This window comes from Bacillus sp. AFS041924 (assembly GCF_002577195.1).
Classification (GTDB): domain Bacteria; phylum Bacillota; class Bacilli; order Bacillales; family Bacillaceae_G; genus Gottfriedia.
In genome coordinates this window covers 15,509-34,457 of the sequence record NZ_NULG01000029.1, presented here as the reverse complement: position 1 = coordinate 34,457, position 18,949 = coordinate 15,509, and the positions used below count along the sequence as shown (strand labels likewise).

General features: G+C 32.9%; 14 protein-coding genes. 12 read left to right on the top strand and 2 right to left on the bottom strand.

What is annotated here, in order from left to right; translation table 11 throughout:
* The first annotated feature begins 1,362 nt into the window (after positions 1-1,362).
* Genes COC46_RS10450 through COC46_RS10440 form a run of 3 tightly spaced genes read left to right on the top strand, consistent with a single transcriptional unit; the run spans position 1,363 to position 4,058 of the window.
* On the top strand, positions 1,363-2,100 hold the full coding sequence (locus tag COC46_RS10450; protein ID WP_098809657.1) for an ABC transporter ATP-binding protein: 738 nt from the start codon (positions 1,363-1,365) through the stop codon (positions 2,098-2,100).
* A complete protein-coding gene (locus tag COC46_RS10445) occupies positions 2,097-3,317 on the top strand; it encodes an ABC transporter permease (RefSeq protein WP_098809656.1) in 1,221 nt (406 codons plus the stop codon). The genes COC46_RS10450 and COC46_RS10445 overlap by 4 nt, the downstream gene beginning before the upstream one ends.
* Before the next feature lie 12 nt (positions 3,318-3,329).
* Entirely contained in the window at positions 3,330-4,058 is a 729-nt protein-coding gene (locus tag COC46_RS10440; protein WP_098809655.1) for an EcsC family protein, read from the top strand.
* A 46-nt stretch (positions 4,059-4,104) separates the two neighbouring features.
* Here COC46_RS10440 and COC46_RS10435 read toward each other — a convergent pair whose 3' ends face one another.
* Complete coding sequence (locus tag COC46_RS10435) at positions 4,105-5,304, bottom strand: M20 family metallopeptidase (RefSeq protein ID WP_369700044.1); 1,200 nt, start codon at positions 5,302-5,304, stop codon at positions 4,105-4,107.
* A 197-nt stretch (positions 5,305-5,501) separates the two neighbouring features.
* Between COC46_RS10435 and COC46_RS10430 the strand changes: the two genes are divergently transcribed.
* The 4 genes from COC46_RS10430 to hemY all read left to right on the top strand — a co-directional run bounded on the left by COC46_RS10430 (position 5,502) and on the right by hemY (position 11,538).
* Positions 5,502-7,637, top strand: a complete 2,136-nt coding sequence (locus COC46_RS10430) for a transglycosylase domain-containing protein (RefSeq protein ID WP_098809653.1) — start codon at positions 5,502-5,504, stop codon at positions 7,635-7,637.
* Positions 7,638-8,089: 452 nt separating this feature from the next.
* The gene (hemE, locus tag COC46_RS10425; RefSeq protein WP_098809652.1) at positions 8,090-9,133 is read left to right on the top strand and encodes a uroporphyrinogen decarboxylase; all 1,044 of its coding nucleotides are present in this window, start codon (positions 8,090-8,092) and stop codon (positions 9,131-9,133) included.
* Positions 9,134-9,156: 23 nt separating this feature from the next.
* On the top strand, positions 9,157-10,089 hold the full coding sequence (gene hemH, locus COC46_RS10420; protein WP_098809651.1) for a ferrochelatase: 933 nt from the start codon (positions 9,157-9,159) through the stop codon (positions 10,087-10,089).
* Between the two features lie 27 nt (positions 10,090-10,116).
* Complete coding sequence (hemY, locus tag COC46_RS10415; protein WP_098809650.1) at positions 10,117-11,538, top strand: protoporphyrinogen oxidase; 1,422 nt, start codon at positions 10,117-10,119, stop codon at positions 11,536-11,538.
* Between the two features lie 129 nt (positions 11,539-11,667).
* On the opposite strand, the gene yhfH is transcribed toward hemY, so the two are convergent.
* A complete protein-coding gene (gene yhfH / locus COC46_RS10410; protein WP_369700043.1) occupies positions 11,668-11,787 on the bottom strand; it encodes a protein YhfH in 120 nt (39 codons plus the stop codon).
* A 193-nt stretch (positions 11,788-11,980) separates the two neighbouring features.
* Between yhfH and COC46_RS10405 the strand changes: the two genes are divergently transcribed.
* From COC46_RS10405 to aceB, 5 genes are all read left to right on the top strand, one after another.
* Entirely contained in the window at positions 11,981-12,715 is a 735-nt protein-coding gene (locus COC46_RS10405; protein WP_098809648.1) for an MBL fold metallo-hydrolase, read from the top strand.
* A 10-nt stretch (positions 12,716-12,725) separates the two neighbouring features.
* A complete protein-coding gene (gene lplA, locus COC46_RS10400; RefSeq protein WP_098809647.1) occupies positions 12,726-13,715 on the top strand; it encodes a lipoate--protein ligase in 990 nt (329 codons plus the stop codon).
* A gap of 148 nt (positions 13,716-13,863) precedes the next feature.
* Positions 13,864-15,396: a fatty acid--CoA ligase family protein gene (locus tag COC46_RS10395; protein WP_098809646.1), complete on the top strand. Its 1,533-nt coding sequence runs from the start codon at positions 13,864-13,866 to the stop codon at positions 15,394-15,396.
* Positions 15,397-15,702: 306 nt separating this feature from the next.
* A complete protein-coding gene (locus COC46_RS10390) occupies positions 15,703-16,965 on the top strand; it encodes a M48 family metallopeptidase (protein WP_098809645.1) in 1,263 nt (420 codons plus the stop codon).
* A gap of 383 nt (positions 16,966-17,348) precedes the next feature.
* Positions 17,349-18,935 carry a malate synthase A gene (gene aceB / locus COC46_RS10385; RefSeq protein ID WP_098809644.1) on the top strand — a complete coding sequence of 529 codons (1,587 nt, stop codon included), beginning with the start codon at positions 17,349-17,351 and terminating at the stop codon, positions 18,933-18,935.
* Positions 18,936-18,949 lie beyond the last annotated feature (14 nt).

Genomic DNA, 18,949 nt, shown 5'->3' with positions numbered 1-18,949 from the left:
AATGGAGAACAAACTGATTAATAAATGGTCAATTTTTTAAGTAAGAGTGATAAAAATAAGGCTTTATCTATACTTTTTTTGAAAAAGTTGATTGGAACGGAAGGTGCTCGACTCCTATGGGATATGCGGGAAGCCTGAGACCCCGCAGGAGGTACGACGAGGAGGCTCAAGAATCTCGCCCCATGGAAAGCGAGCACCTGTAGTGGAAATCAACAACACATAACTTACTTATCAGTGATAATTTCCTGTAATAATTGACAAGTTCTTTTTTCAACAGCATGAACAAGAAGCAACCTACGTTGCTTCTTGGTGAAGGAGAAAGAATATTGGAGTAATTATAAATTGTCTTTAACAGACACCTCATTTGCTTTAATGTTCAATAAATTGGTACACCTAAAATAAATTTATATGCTCTGGTCGAGACACCTCATTTACAAATGGTATACTAAAAACCTTTGTTTTTATGTGATCATGTTCAAGCGTACCATCCCCTTTGATTTTTTCACTGCTGTTTTATACAACGATGTTATATCTTGGGAGACACTTTCACTTCAACAGCTACACTGCATAGGTTTGAACGCAAATTAAATTACCTTTAATAAACACCTCATTTTCAAAAGTATGAACTAAGAAAGAGTGTGTTGCTTTCCCTTCATAAATTATAATGCCCTGTAGATAAGATAATATTCATTTATAATAGGAAAAAAATTAAAAAGCAGGAAGCTGAGTAAAAGCTTTGGAATTGGAACAGAGTAGTAAGGAAATGGCGTGGAGAATGAGAAAATACATAGAAGAAAGTGGTATTTAAAAGGCTTTAGAAAATAAGACAAGGAGCAACAATAGTTGCTCCTTGATGAAGGGGAAAGATTTTAAAATTGAATTTAGGTTAATAAGTTAAATTGTCTTTAACAGACACCTCATTTGCTTTAATGTTCAATAAATTGGTACACCTATAAATAAATTATATGTTCTGCTCGAGACACCTCATTTACAAATTGGTATACTAATGACCTTTGTTTTTATAGATCATGTTCAAGCGCACCATCTCCTTTGATTTTAGCACTGCTGTGTTTGACAACGATGTTAATCATTGGAGATACCTCATTTCACTTAAACAAAAAATCTGACTTAGGTTTGAACGCAAATTAAAATTCCTTTAACACACACCTCATTTCAATTTTTGAACTAAGAATAGTGTGTTGCTTTCCCTTCATGAATTATAATACCCTTAACCTAAAATAGTATTCAAAAAAAGAAGGATTTTTTTTTAGCATTCAATAAATATGATAATAAGGAAGTTAGGACTATTATTTGTTACAATAAAATTTAAAGGAAAAGTACAATTGAAAGGATTTGTAAAGAATGACTTTATTGCATGTAAAAGATGTCTCAGGTGGTTATACTCGTCAGCCTGTCATTAAAGATGTCTCGTTTACGATTAATAAAAATGAACTTGTTGGATTAATCGGATTAAATGGTGCTGGTAAGAGTACAACGATCAAACATATTTTGGGACTATTGAAGCCATCTAAAGGTGACATAGTAATAAATGGGCAAACATTTGATAAAGATCCAACTGCATATCGTGCAAGTTTATCTTATGTTCCTGAAACTCCGATGATTTATGATGAATTAACATTACAGGAACATCTTGAAATTACGGCTTTGGCTTATAATATTCCTGAAAAAGATTTTAAAAAGCGAAGTGAAGAGTTACTAAAAACATTTAGATTATATGAAAAAAGAAAATATTTTCCTTCTACATTTTCTAAAGGGATGAAACAAAAGGTTATGATTATTTGTGCCCTTATTGTTCAACCACAGTTATACATAATCGATGAACCTTTTTTAGGACTTGATCCAATAGCAATTAATAATTTGCTTGAGATCTTAAAGGAAGAAAAAGAAAAAGGAGCAGGCATACTAATGTCTACTCATATTTTATCGACTGCGCAAATTTATTGTGATTCATTTATTATTTTGCATGAAGGAGAAATCATTGCAAAAGGTACATTAACAGAATTACAGAAAAAATATAATTTGCCCAATGCTTCATTGGATGAAATTTATATTTTTGCAACGAAGGAAAAAGAAATATGAGCACGATAAAAGAATTATGGTTAGCGCGATATAGAAGCTTTATAAAAGAAATGAGTAGATATGGTCGTTACATTTTTAATGACCATATAAAATTTGTGCTTGTTTTTGGTTTTGGGGGAGCAGCATATTATTATCAACAAATGCTTAAAACAATTTCTCCAGACTTTCCAGTAATTTTAATAATCTCTATTCTTTTCGCTTTTCTTGTTGTAACAGGGCAAATAACTACTTTTTTTAAAGGACCAGATTTACATTATTTACTACCTTTAGAAAAAAAGATGAAAAGCTACTTTGTTCGCTCTTTTTTAATTACTTACATTGTTCAAATTTATTTAATGTTAATGATGCTAGGTGTGATTTATCCTATATATAAGAAATTTTCACTAGGGGAAACGACAAGTTTTCTTGTATTTATGGTAATTATTTTCTTATTAAAGGGATATAATCTTTTTGTTTCATTCTTACATCTTACAAATAAAGGGGTATTAAACCGAACATTTGATTCTTGTTTAAGATTACTGGGGACTTTCTTCTTTATTTATGGATTATTAAGTAAATGGGGTAGCTTGATTCTTGTAATCATCATCGTAATTTTAGCTGCTTATGCATTATCCATTCAAATAGGGAGTAAAAATAAAAGAGTACAATGGGAAAGAAATGTTAAACTTGATACTTCAAGATTAGCAACTTTTTACCGATTTGCGAACATGTTTACAGATGTGCCGTCTATTTCGCAACAAGTTAAGCGAAGAAAATGGGCAGATCCAATTATTAATAAATTTAAAATGAAAAATGCAGCGAATTATCTATTACTTCGCACATTTATTCGAAATGGTAACTATTTAAGCATGTTTCTAAGACAACTTTTTGTAGGTGGATTTGTAGTTTACTTAGTACCAACTACTATTGGAAAAGTATTAATTGGTATTTTATTTCTTTACGTAATTTCTCTGCAAAATATGTCAATTTTAAAACAGTATAACTATCATTTGTTGTGGAAAATTTATCCCTATACAAATGAGGAAAATAAAAAATCTATTTCGACACTTTTGTATATACTACTGATAATATGTAGTCTAGTTTTTAGTATCATTGGTTTAATAAAGGGCTTATCTATTTTAAACTTTATTATTGCAATCGTTGTATATACTTTATTTTCAATGTGGTTAATTAAATTTTATGTACAAAAAAGATTAAGTCAGCCACAAAAATTGTAAAGGGTGGACAAAATGGATTCTTATGAACTTCGTATTCAATATGAATTATCAAGATGGAAGCAAAAAGTAATGTCCGATTCGAATTTTTTCCAAACATCTGCAAAAAAGGTTCAATTAAAGATTCAATCATTATTGCCAGAACAAATTCAAGATGTTCTTACTAAATCCGTTAAAAATATGATGGTATTATTTATGGGTGGATCTACGGTTTTTAATGGCACTGGTGAAGAATATGAAGCTCTATCACTTAGAGAAAGAGATTTAATACTAGATAAAAAACTAAACGAGTACAAAAAAATCTCAGCAGTAGAAGGCGCAGGGACAGGAGCGGGTGGAATATTACTCGGTCTTGCTGATTTTCCGTTATTACTCGGAATAAAAATTAGGTTTCTCGTTGAAGCTGCAAAAATATATGGTTACTCACCAAAAGACGAACTAGAGAGACAATTCATGCTGTATATTTTTCAACTTGCTTTTTCTAGCGATGATCATCGAAAAAAAGTCTTGCATGTTATCGAAAAATGGGAAGACAAAGTAGATGAAAATCCTCAAGTCAATTGGGAACGATTACAGCAAGAATATCGTGATCATATTGATTTAGCTAAACTACTTCAATTAGTACCTGTCATCGGAGCGCCAGTTGGAGCTTATGTAAATTATCAACTTCTGGAGCAACTAGGTGAAACCACCAAAAATGCTTATCGTTTAAGGTATATGAAAAAGAAAGAAGACCTGATCTAAGGTCTACATAAAAAAGGAGAACTTTTTTTAAAAGTTCTCCTTTTTCTTAATTTTGTTCAACTAATTTTTGTGATTTTTTTAATGAAGCCAATGTCACAGAACCTAGTGTTTTTGCTGCAATTAGCATGGCTTTTTCGTCAAAATCAAATTTAGGATGGTGATGAGGGTAAGCTTCTGTAACATGTGGAGGTTTAGCTCCTGTGAAAAAGAACGTTCCTGGAACTTTTTGTAAATAGTAAGCAAAATCCTCTCCGCCCATTTTAGGATCCATTTCTTTTAGATGAGTTACTTCATCGATTGATTCAGCCACTTCAACTAATAGATCCGTTTCTTTTTCATGATTTACTACTGGAGGATAACCATCATCGTACTGAAAATCGTATGTAACGTCATTAGCTAGACAAATACCTTGTATGATTCTAGCCATTTGTTCTTTCACTTTTTCTTGTGTTTCCTTTTTGAATGTTCGAACTGTCCCTATTAAAGTTGCTCGATTGGCAATTACGTTAAAAGCATTTTTTGCTTCGAAACTACCAATGGATAAAACAACTGTGTCAATTGGATTGGTTTCACGGCTAACAACCTGTTGAAGTGCCATTACAAGTTGACTAGCAATTACAATACTATCTTTTGTTCGATGGGGTTCAGCACCATGACCGCCTTGACCTTGGATTGTGATTGAAAAACGATCAGCTGCTGCCATGATTGGGCCTTTTCGATAGCCGATTGTACCTAATTCTTCAATAGCCCATAAATGGGTTCCATAAATCTCGTCAACACCCTCTAGACATCCGTCAGCAATCATCGAAATAGCTCCACCTGGTGCATATTCTTCAGCGTGTTGGTGAAGTAAGACTACCGTCCCGTCCCAAGAATCTTTTTTCTCGTGAAGTGCTTTAGCTAAATATAATAATGTAGCGGTGTGACCATCGTGACCGCATGCATGCATAACTCCGGGGATTTTGGAGGAATATGACACGTCTTTTTCATCTTGAATAGGTAGTGCATCGAAATCAGCTCTTAAAGCAATTGTTTTTCCAGGATTTCGACCATTAATTGTTGCAACAACACCATTTCCACCTACATTTGATTTGTATGGAATATTTAATTGGTTGTAAAAGTTTTGAATGAATTTTGCTGTTTCGTATTCCTTAAAAGAAAGCTCAGGATTTTCATGCAGATATCTACGTGTAGATACCATTTCTGGATAATATGAATCTAATAAAGTAAATAAATCTGACATTATTTCACCCTCCTACTTACTATCTATATAACCTATTCAAGAAATGTAAATGATATCCTTCAAAATTATCATCAATTATGGAATAGCGAAAAATGTATTTCCGAGGAAATATATATCGAAAAAAAGCAAATAGTGACTTATTCGTGGGAATATATGGATATACTATTTGTTATATGGTAAGAGAAATGAAGGTGAACTAATTGAAAAAATGGGGATATTTAGCAATAGGACTGTTCAGTGTCCTATTAATTAGCTTTGTGGGATTTTTACTGATTGTCTTCTTAGGCAATTATGTAATAGATGAAGATAAGTTAGTCGTCCATTCCTCATCTGAAATGGTAGATTTAGAAGGGAATTTTATTTCAAAGCTTTATAATGAAAACCATCAAATCGTTTCAATTAATGATATACCTGATTATACAAAACAAGCAGTAGTTTCAATTGAAGATGAACGATTTTATAAGCATCATGGAATAGACACCCAATCGATCTTTCGGGCTATAATAAATGATTTAAAAGCATTTAGTAAAGTTCAAGGTGCAAGTACCCTTACTCAACAGCTTGCAAAGAATGTATTTTTGACGAACGACAAAACGTTTATGAGAAAAACTAAGGAAGTTATTATAGCCATTAATCTAGAAAGAAAGTATACAAAAGATCAAATACTAGAAATGTATTTAAATCAAGTTTATTTCGGTCATGGGGTTTATGGGATCGGTGGAGCTGCGACATACTATTTCGGGAAAGATGTTAAAGATTTGACGTTAGAGGAAAGTGCATCTTTAGCTGCATTGTTAAAGGCCCCTTCACATTATGATCCTGTTACACAGCCGCAAAAATCATTAGAGCGTAGAAATCTGGTGCTTTATAAGATGCTAGATACACATTATATAACTGAATTTGAGTATCAGAAGGCAAAAGCAAAAGCATCAGCTTTACATATTACCGAACAAAAATTTGAAAACGGTTATGCTACTTATATAGATATGGTTATTAAGGAAGCGAAGGAGAAATATGGCATTTCTTACGATGAGCTTTTAAATGGTGGATACAAAGTTGTCGTACCGATTCATAAAAAAACACAACTAACCGCTTATAAATATTTTAAAAATGGAAACTATTTTCCCGGAACTGATCAAAATGCTGAAGGAGCATTCGTTTTACTAAACGCAGAAACAGGCGGTGTAGAGGCGGCAATCGGGGGAAGGAATTATTATTTTCAAGGCTTGAATCGAATTAACGTAAAGAGACAACCCGGTTCAACCATTAAGCCTTTACTTGTCTATTCGCCTGCACTTGAAACTGGAAACTATAATCCGTATTCCTTACTACCAAATGAGCAAAGTGCATTAGGAGACTATAAGCCGAAAAACCATAATGAGGTTTATTCAAAAACGATATCGATGTTTAACGCGATTATTGAGTCAGCTAATGTACCTGCAGTTTGGCTATTAAATGATATTGGAATTGATAATGCAAAAGAGTATTTAGAAAAAATGGATTTATCTATACCTGACAAAGGCTTAAGTATGGCACTTGGAGGACTTAAGATTGGTCTGACACCACTAGAGCTTGTAAAAGCTTATAGTTCTTTTGATCATGATGGAGACGCACTAGAGCCATTTGTTATTAATGCCATTTATGATCGTAACAACGATTTAGTTGCTGAAGCAAAAATTAAGGAATATAAAGTGTTTTCATCACAAACTTCGTGGTATATGACAAAAATGCTTAAAGGTGTAGTAAATGAAGGGACAGCGAGTAGAGGTAGATTTACAGGTGATTTAGCAGGTAAAACTGGATCTACGAATATTCCTGGTCAAACAAATGGAAATAAAGATGCGTGGTTTGTAGGGTATACACCGGATGTTGTTGGTGCAATTTGGATGGGATATGATAAAACAGATTCTAACCATTTTTTAAGAAATGGTAGTACATATCCAACTATACTATTTAAAAAGATTTTAAGTGAAGCTGGAAGAGAACCATCTACATCATTTAAAAAACCAAAAAATATAGACGATTTAGAATCACCAATAAATTTAGAGCCTATTTCAAATGTACAATCAAAAGTATCATTTTCTCCATTTGGACTATTCACTGTCGTTATTAATTGGAATGCACCTGATGATCATAGACAGCAATATCGAATTTATCGAGTGAAGAATGGAAAAGAGAAATTAGTAGATACTGTTACTGGTTTAGATGAATATAAAGACTCCTTTGTAAACGTATTTAATGTACCTTCTTATTATGTAGTACCGTACAATCCTCAGACAAAAGAAGAAGGTAAGAGGTCTAAACTTGTCAAACCCAACATAAGAAATAAGGAATAGACATTTTAAGGCTCTCCTTCTTATCAAATGATTTGAAGGGGAGTTTTTTGTTTCTATGAGTAAAAAACGTTTTAAAAGTTCGTTTTTATAAGTATTCTCATTTGAAAAATTAGTAGAGAAACTGATCAAGTACTAGACTCTGTGTAAGGTTTACGTACTTCCGACTAAATAGTGAGTATTCTAGTGTAAAAGGTTTTTATTAATACAAATAAAAAAAGATTTTTAAATTAAATAATGATTAAATCTATTAAGATTATTAATTCGATATTTTACTTATATTTTGATATAATTTTTAATGGGAAAAGTCTGGTAGTAAAATAGACCTATTAATTGAGAGAAAATGTAAAATCAGTGAACGTTATGTGACAAAATTCGAGTTTTCTATACAATTAATGGTTCAATCAGTATATTTAATAGTAGAGTTTGGAAAAGTGAAAGGGAGACTTTGAAGGATGAAAAAAGATTTTAACGATACATTTCTTAAAGCGATTAGAGGAGAAGAAGTAAAGCATACACCAGTTTGGTATATGAGACAAGCGGGGCGTTCTCAACCAGAATATCGAAAAATAAAAGAAAAATATTCATTATTTGAAATTACTCATCAACCTGAATTATGTGCTTACGTAACAGCACTTCCAGTTGACCAATATAATGTTGATGCTGCTATTTTATATAAGGATATTATGTCTCCACTTCCTGCAATTGGAGTAGACGTAGAAATTCAATCAGGAGTAGGACCGGTAATTAGCAATCCAATTCGTTCTTTAGAAGATGTAAAAAAGTTAACTGATATTCATCCAGAAGAGCAACTACCATATATCTATGAGACGATTAAATTATTAACAACAGAGGTTCTTTCTGTACCATTAATTGGATTTGCAGGTGCACCTTTTACAGTTGCTAGCTATATGATCGAAGGGAGACCGTCTAGAAGCTATAATAAAACAAAATCATTTATGTATGCAGAGCCAGAAGCATGGTTTGCTCTTATGGATCATTTAGCTGATATGACGATCAAATATGTGAAGGCACAAGTTAAAGCTGGAGCAAGTGCAATTCAATTATTTGATTCATGGGTTGGTGCTCTAAATGCAAGTGACTACCGTATTTATATTAAACCATGTATGGATAAAATCTTTGCTGCACTTAAAGAAGATAATATTCCAACTACTATGTTTGGAATTGGGGCAAGCCATTTAATTCATGAATGGAATGAATTGCCTGTAGATGTAATTGGATTAGATTGGAGAACTTCTATTTCTGAAGCTCGCTCTTTAGGGATTACGAAAACGCTTCAAGGTAATTTAGATCCATCATTTTTATTAGCTCCATGGGAAGTAATTGAGAAACGTGCGAAGGAAATATTAGATGAAGGTATGGCGAATCCTGGTCATATTTTCAACTTAGGTCATGGGGTATTCCCTGAAGTAAACCCTGATACTCTTAAACGTTTAACAAGTTTTGTTCATGAGTATTCATCAAGGGTTAAAGCTTAATAAAAAAGGACTATGGTGATGACATGAAAGAAAAAATCGGTTTATTAGTTATGGCTTACGGCACGCCATATAAAGAATCAGATATTGAACGTTATTATACAGATATTCGTAGAGGTAGAAAGCCTTCTCCGGAAGCTCTAGAAGAACTGACAGAACGATATCGTGCCATTGGAGGAATTTCTCCTTTAGCAAAAACAACAATTGCGCAAGCAAAAGCTTTAGAAGAAGATTTAAATAAGATCCAAGACAAAGTAGAATTCAAAATGTATATTGGACTAAAGCATATTGAACCATTTATTGAAGATGCAGTAGAAGATATGAAAAAAGACGGTATAACAAAATCGGTTAGTATCGTACTTGCACCACACTATTCAACATTCAGTGTAAAATCGTATAACGAACGTGCTACAAATCATTCTGAAAAAGTAGACGGCCCGAAAATTATTCATGTTGATGATTGGTATAAAGAAGAAAGATTTATTCAATATTGGGTACGTGAAGTAGAAAAGGTTTTAGAACCAATGAATGAAGAGCAACGTGTTAAAACGGCATTTATTTTCTCAGCACATAGCTTACCTGAAAAAATTCTTACTTACGGCGATCCATACCCTGAGCAGCTTAAACAAACTGCCGCATTAGTCGTAGAGCAGTCTGATATTCGTCATTATTTTTTAGGCTGGCAAAGTGCAGGAAATACACCAGAGCCTTGGCTTGGACCTGATGTACAAGATTTAACACGTGAACTGAATGATAATTATGATTTTGATACTTATGTTTATTTACCATTAGGATTTGTAAGTGAGCATTTAGAAGTACTTTATGATAATGACATAGAATGTAAACATGTAACGGATGAAATTCAAAAAGCATATGTTCGTCCACCGATGCCTAATACAGATCCATTATTTATAAGTGGACTAAGTACGGTAGTATTAAGAAAATTAAACGAACAATAATATGGTTTTGAAATAGGGGGTAAAGAAGTGAATAAGAAGGTCGTCATTATTGGTGGCGGTATTACTGGATTGACAGCTGCCTACTATTTAAAACAAGAAAAAATAAAAAATAACCTTCCAATAGATATTCAATTAATTGAAGGCTCATCAAGGCTCGGAGGGAAAATCCAAACGATTAGAAAAGATGGATTTGTTATTGAGCGTGGACCTGATTCATTTTTGGCGAGGAAAAAGAGTGCGTATCGATTAGCTGAAAATTTAGGTATTCAAGATCAAATCGTTTTTAATTCTGCTGGAAAATCCTATGTTTTAGCCCATAATAAATTACATGGAATGCCAGAAGGTTCTAACATGGGGATTCCTACACAAATTAAGCCTTTTATATTCTCAGGTCTATTTTCACCAGCGGGAAAAATTCGTGCAGGCTTAGATTTTGTATTACCTAAAACACATGTTCAAGGGGATATGTCATTAGGAAAATTTTTCAGAAGAAGACTTGGTAATGAAGTAGTTGATAATTTAATTGAGCCACTATTATCAGGTATTTATTCAGGCGACATTGACCAAATGAGTTTAATGGCGACGTTTCCTCAATTCTTCCAAATTGAACAAAAACATCAAAGTATTGTTCTAGGTATGAAAAAAGAAATGCCTGTAAAAAAATCAAAAGGTCCTAGAAAAGGAATTTTCCAGACTGTAAGTACAGGGCTTCAAACAATCGTTGAACGAATTGAAGAAGAGTTAGATAAAGAGGAAGTTTTAAAGGGTGTACAAGTTGTTAATATAAATAAAATTGGAAAAAAATATGAGATTGTACTTAGCAATAATGAAAAGATTGAATCAGATTCAATTATCGTTACTGTACCTCATCGTTTTATTCCACAACTATTTAACAATAAACCTGTATTTGAGCCTTTCAAAAAAGTACCTTCTACATCAGTTGCGAATGTTGCACTTGCATTCCCGGAGCATGCAATTAAGACGGATATTAATGGTACAGGCTTTGTTGTATCACGCAACAACGACTATAATATAACAGCATGTACGTGGACTCATAAAAAATGGGCACATGCCTGTCCAAAAGGTAAGGTCCTATTACGTTGTTATGTTGGAAGTCCCTACAATAAGGAAATAGTCGATAAAACAGATGAAGAACTTGTTGAAATTGTTTTAGATGACTTAAGAAAGACAATGGATATAACTGAAAAACCTGAATTTTATATTGTTTCAAGATGGAAAGATGCGATGCCTCAATATACGATTAATCATAAAGAGCGTACGAAAAATATGGAACAATATTTACAAAAGGAAATGCCAGGAGTATCAGTGATTGGCTGCTCATTTTATGGTTCAGGTTTACCAGATTGCATAGATCAAGGTGAGAAAGCAGTTTCAGATACAGTTGAATACTTATTCTCTAAAGAAAAGCAAGCTGTTCCGAGTTATTAAATGGATTATGTAAGTAATAGAGCAACCGTAAAAGTAGATTGATACTTTTACGGTTGCTCTTTTTATTTTGACGCTTTTCTATAACAGTTTTGTGTTATAAGAATTTTAGTGTAACGATAAGGGCTTAAATTAAAAACTATCTTTTAAGCATTTTGAGCAAGTGTTACTGTAGCAATCATGTTGTTCTTCAATCGTCGAATTACATTGTTTACAAAGTTTTTTTGGTAATTGTTTAAAAAATTCGGACATTTTTATAAGCATGCTACCCTCTCCTTTGGTTAACTTATTAGTATTGTATTACTACAACTTATTTTGTGTCAATCTGTATTAGTACAATTTTTGAAAAATAATCTAATCGCCTATTTTTAGTTAAACAGTAAGGATAAACTTATAAATTTAAATTTTCATAGAAATAATAAGTAGAAAGGAGCGTGTTTTTTTTATGAAAGTAACCGTGATTGGTTATTGGGGCGGCTATCCAGGTAAAAATGAAGCAACATCTTGTTATTTATTTAAATCCAAAAATTTTAATCTATTGGTTGATTGTGGTTCAGGTGCATTAGCTGCTCTACAAAATTACATTGATCCTAATTGCTTAAATGCTGTGATCCTTTCACATTATCATCATGATCATATTGCAGATATAGGAGTGTTACAATACTTCCAACTTGTAAACGCAGGTAAGCTTAAGTTTGCTTTACCTATTTATGGACATAACTTTAACCTGGAAAAATTTAATTCATTGACATATAAAGAAGTAACAAAGGGATATGTTTATAAGCCAAATGAGGCCCTTAATCTAGGCCCATTTACGATTCGTTTTCTTAAGACTGTTCATCCTGTTGATTGTTTCGCAATGCGAATTGAAACTGCCAATCATTCAGTCGTTTATACAGCAGATTCAAGCTTTACGGAAGAGTTCATACCATTCTCTTCCAATGCAGATTTACTGATAAGTGATTGTAATCTGTATGAACACCAAGATGGAGCTAAAGTAGGACATATGAGCAGTAAAGATGCTGCGACGATCGCTAAGGAAGCAAGTGTGAAAGAATTACTTTTATCCCATCTTCCTCATAAAGGAAATACAAAAGATTTAATAATTGAGGCAGAGAAGTATTATAATGGAATTGTTCATTTAGCTTATACAGGATTTGAATGGAAATCAAAAGGATAGGAGAATACACATGTTATTTTTAGATAATAGAGGAATTACGGATCCAACATTAAATTTAGCGATGGAAGAATATGCGTTGAAAAATCTTGATCCTGAAAATACATATTTTTTATTTTATATTAACGAACCATCAATCATTATTGGTAAAAATCAAAATACTGCTGAGGAAATTAATGCGGCATATGTAAATGATCATAACATCCATGTTGTGCGAAGATTATCTGGAGGCGGAGCAGTATATCACGATTTAGGGAATCTAAACTTTAGTTTTATTACAAAGGATGACGGTGATAGCTTTCATAATTTTAGAAAGTTTACTGAGCCGGTAATCGAGGCATTAAATGAACTTGGTGTGAATGCGGAGCTTAGTGGAAGAAATGATATTTTAGCTGAAGGTAGAAAAATCTCTGGAAATGCACAATTTTCTACGAAAGGTAGAATGTTTAGTCACGGTACATTGTTATTTGATAGTAATATAGATGAAGTAGTAAATGCATTAAATGTAAAACTAGAAAAAATCCAATCGAAGGGAATTAAATCTGTTCGAAGTAGGGTTGCAAACATTAAGGAATTTTTAAAAGAAGATATTACGATTCTAGAATTTAAAGAAAAAATTTTACAATCAATTTTTAAAGAGCATGGAAAAATAGAGCGATACGAATGGACAGATGAGGATATTAAGAATATTAAAGAGCTTGCTGAGAGCCGATACCGTAATTGGGATTGGAATTTTGGGAAATCTCCTAAATGTAATATACAACAAAATAAGAGATTTGCGGCAGGATCGATTGATATTCGTTTAGATGTCAATAAAGGAAGCATTGAAAATGTTAAAATTTACGGTGACTTCTTTGGTATAGGGGATGTATCTGATATAGAACAGCTTCTTATAGGCAGTAAGTTTGATAAACAAGAGATTGAAAATAAGCTAAATGAAGTTAATTTTACACATTACTTTGGTAACGTATCTAAAGAAGAATTTATGAGTTTATTATTTTAAAAAAGAGTAGGAAACTACTCTTTTTTTGTTTGTTTTAACAATTAGAAGACTAAAAAGTGCTAGTATTCTCACTTGTCAGAAATGTTCTCTAGCAATATAATATATTTAGAATATTTTAAATTTTTATTTTTAAAGGAGGTAGTTTTTCTTGAATTTAGTTGAAACACTGTCACAATCAGCTTTGAGGCATCCTGAACATTCTGCCATTATCTTTGAAGGACAAACATTTTCATATTCAACATTAGAGACTCATATTACAAAATTTGCGAGTGGCCTCTCAAAATTAGGGATTGATAAAGGAGATAAAATAGCCCTAGTCGTTGGTAATTCTCCTCATTTTATTATATCACTATATGGTGCGTTGAAGGTTGGAGCGGTAGTAATACCGGTTAATCCTCTATATTCACCAGATGAATTAGTATACATATTAACAAACGGCGACGCAAAAGCAGTAATCACCTTAGACCTATTTCTTCCACTAGTTGAAAAAGCTTCACCGATTCTTCCTAACATTGATCACTTCATTATTTGTGAAACAAAGCAAGAAAGTCCGTATGAATTTAAAGACAATAAATTGAAATCGTTTACAAATGTTGTTGGCCTTGGAGATGTGGATTTCAAAGGACCTGAATTAGAAGATGAAGATTTAGCAGTCATCTTATATACTTCTGGTACAACTGGTAAACCAAAAGGCGCTATGCTAACACATAAAAACTTATATTCTAATGCAATGGATGCTGGTCATTTCTTGAGCTTTTCGAGTTCTGAAAAAGTAATTGCAACATTACCAGCCTTCCATGTATTCTGTTTAACCGTAGCTTTGAATGCCCCATTAATGTATGGAGCTACTGTTATTTTAGTGCCTAAGTTTAGTCCGAAAGAAATATTTGATATTATTCGTATGTATAAGGCAACTGTATTTGCTGGTGTGCCAACAATGTATAATTTCTTATACCAATTCCCAGAAGGAAAAACAGAAGACTTTGAGTCAATTCGATTATGCATCTCAGGCGGTTCATCATTACCGGTTGCACTTTTAGAGAACTTTGAAAATAAATTTAAAGTTATCATTTCTGAAGGTTATGGATTATCAGAAGCTTCACCAGTTACGACATTTAACCCATTAGACCGTCCAAGAAAAGCAGGATCAATTGGGACAAATATTAGCAATGTAGTAAATAAAGTTGTTAATGCACTTGGTGAAGAAGTTGCAGTTGGCGAAGTTGGTGAATTGATCGTCCGAGGACCAAATGTTATGAAAGGCTACTATAATATGCCAGAGGAAACGGCAATGACGATTCGTGACGGATGGCTATATACTGGTGACCTAGCAAGAATTGATGAGGATGGTTATTTCTATATAGTTGATCGTAAAAAAGAATTAATTATTGTTGGCGGCTATAATGTTTACCCTCGTGAAGTCGAAGAGGTAATTTATAATCATCCTGACGTTGTAGAATGTGCCGTGATCGGAATACCTGACGATAATTTTGGAGAAAGTGTAAAAGCATATGTCGTCTCAAAAAATCCGTCATTAAGTGTGGAAACATTAACAGAATATTCCAAAGCTCACTTAGCTAAATACAAAGTACCAAGATCAATTGAATTCATATCAGAGCTACCAAAAAATGCAACAGGAAAAATACTTAGACGAGCATTAAAGGATTCAGTTACACAATAAAATGCAGTAGTAAGGAAGGAGGGTGTCCTATTATGGGGGACTCTCCTTTTTATTAGGTGAAGTATATAAGCAGCGAACTGCAAATAAAACTCTTTAAATTAATTAATAATCTGCTAATTCTCTATAAAAAATGATAATTTTCAACTGCAAATGATAAATGGCTCCAAGATATCTACCACTCTGTGCCAATACCACTAAGAAATGTGTTGAATTACCTTACCAATAGAAAAAAGTATTTGAAAATATGATAGGTTGCAGTTCTAAAAAATTGGACAAAGTTGATAATATAGAATGGGGGGAGATTTTATGATAAAAGAAACTAAATCTAAATTAACTAAGTTCATTTGTCTAGGCTATCTCATTTATGTCATTTTAATCCTGCTATACTTTTATGTATTTTCAAGTCCAGACTTACCTTCAAAATATAAAGGAACATTTGTTGATCCACATACGTTCATGAATCATAAGGAAGCTAATTTAAGCTCTAGTTATAGCACATTAAAAAATGTTCTTTACTTTATTAGCTTACCAATCGATTGGATTGTATTATCACTTTTATTATTATCTGGAGCGATTGAAAGAATAGGTGAATCGTTAGCTAAGTTGACTAGATTTAAGTTTATACAAGTCTTTTTATATTTCTTCTTTGTCTCGGTCATTACATATATCATTACATTTCCAATTGATTTCTATCGATTTAAGTTATCGACGAAATACGGATTGTCTGTCCAAACATTTAATGCGTATATGAAGGATCAATTGATTAGCTTTTGGATCGATTTTGGAATGATGTTTATTGTAATGTATGTGGTGTATTTATTAATCAAGAAACAGCCAAAGAAATGGTGGTTAACTGCATGGTTATTAAGTATTCCATTTACGATATTCTTAACGTTTATTCAGCCTGTAGTAATCGATCCTTTATATAACGACTTTTATCCATTGAAAGATAAAAACTTAGAAAAGAAAATTATTACACTAGCTAATGAAGCAAATATTCCTGCACATCGGGTATATGAAGTAAATATGTCCACTAAGACAACTACTTATAATGCCTACGTTACTGGTATTGGAAAAAATGCAAGAATTGTTTTATGGGATACAACTCTTAAGGGGTTAACTGAGGATGAAATTATGTTCATCATGGCTCATGAAATGTCGCATTACGTTCACAAAGATATATATAAATCATTGTTTGGCATGCTAGCGGGGAGCTTAGTTGGTCTGTATATTATTCACTTATTAATGAAGTTTGTAGTATCAAAGAGTAGGAGCAGTAACCAGGCTGAAAAAATGGCCGTAGTCTTAACATTATTTTTAATCATTAGTGGAATTGTAGGTTTTATTTCTGACCCGGTTTCAAACGCGTTTTCTAGAAGTGCGGAAAAAAGAGCGGATTTATATGCTGTTAAATTAACTAATGATCCTGAATCAGGGATTATTGCTTTTCAAAAGTTATCAAAAAACAGTCTTTCCCAGGTAAATCCTCCTTTTCTTGTGAAGCTATTTAGATATGATCATCCGACTATGTTGGAAAGGATGAAGTATTTAGAGGCAGCTGAGAAATGAAATGACAAAAGCATCCGATTTAGGGTGCTTTTTATTTTATTTCATTTTAAGAAAGTATAAATTGGCAACGAGGAAGTAATTTCGACGTGGTGGCCAATTTTATGAATAAAGTATAAGTGCACGAAAATAACCCTCATTGAATCTACTACGACTGACTTGAGCTTGTAAAAGCGAAAGGAGAACAACGCCAATGTTATCACCTAAAAGACTCGCCAATCGGTGAGTTTTCTTTATTTTCCAGATAATAATTAGATAGTTATTTAATTAGCGCTGTCGAAAAATCTTTTAGAAATATTTTCAGAATTTAATATCCATTTTGAATACTCTGTTATATAATAACATAAGTAAATAATATCTGTTATATAACTGAATGGAGGAATCGTATGACAACTGAGCTTTCAAAAATTAAAGTTCTAGGTAATCATGTAGAGGGTTCAACTGACATTCTTACGACCGAAGCTTTAAGTTTTTTAGAACAATTACACCTGAAATTTGATCAACGTAGACAAGAGCTGTTATTAAATAGAAAAGAAAAAATGCGTTTTTTACAAAACGGAGGTAAGCTTCAATTTTTGGAGGAAACAAAAAATATTCGTGAAAGTGAATGGACAATTGAGCCTATTCCAGCGGATTTACAAGATCGAAGAGTAGAAATAACAGGACCAGTTGATCGAAAAATGATTATCAACGCATTGAATTCAGATGCATTTGTTTTCATGGCTGATTTTGAAGATGCTACTTCTCCAACTTGGGAAAATATTATTTCAGGTCAGGTCAATTTAAGAGATGCCGTGAATCGAACGATTTCACTTCATTCAAAAGGAAAAACTTATCAATTAAAAGAGAAGCCAGCTGTACTATTAGTTCGACCAAGAGGCTGGCATTTAGAGGAAAAACATATCACTGTAAATGGTGAAAATATGTCTGGTAGCTTAGTGGATTTTGGACTTTTTTTCTTTCATAACGCGAAACAGGCAATAAAAAACGGCTCAGGACCTTATTTTTATTTGCCAAAAATGGAAAGTTATTTGGAAGCAAGATTATGGAATGATGTTTTCGTATTTGCCCAAAATGAATTGAATATCCCTGTTGGAACGATTAAAGCAACTGTATTAATTGAAACGATTGCTGCTTCATTTGAAATGGATGAAATTCTTTATGAATTAAAAGACCATTCAGCAGGATTTAATTGTGGAAGATGGGATTATATTTTTAGCTTTATAAAAATGATGCGCTACGACAAGTCTATCATTTTACCAGATCGATCTGTTGTGACGATGGAAGTACCATTTATGCGTTCATATTCGCAAAAAGTTATTCAAACTTGTCATCGTAGAAATGCTCCGGCAATAGGAGGAATGGCTGCTCAAATCCCAATTAAAGATGATAAGGAGCGAAATGAAGCTGCTTTTGAAAAGGTAAGAAAAGATAAAGAGCGTGAAGCAAAGGATGGACACGATGGTACATGGGTAGCTCATCCTGGTCTAGTAGCCGTTGCTCTTGAACAATTTAATCAATTTATGCCTACACCAAACCAGATTCATAGAAAACGTGAGGATGTAAATGTAACTGAAGCAGATCTTTTAGAGATTCCTAGTGGAGTGATTACAGAACAAGGTCTCAGAACAAATATAACAGTTGCAATCCAATACATTGAAGCATGGTTAAGCGGGCGAGGTGCAGTACCGCTCTACAATTTAATGGAGGATGCAGCAACAGCTGAAATTTCGCGTGCGCAAATTTGGCAATGGGTGCGTCATGAAAAAGGTGTTTTAGAGGATGGTACAAACATAACTCTACAATTGGTAGATTCGTTAAAAAATGAGGAAATGATGAAGCTTCAACTAGAAATAGGGAAAGAACAATTTGAAGCAAAACGATTTAATGAAGCAATCGCATTATTTGATGAATTAATTAGTAACGATGAATTTGCAGATTTTCTGACTTTAAAAGGATATAACTTTTTATAAAATTAGGAGGAATT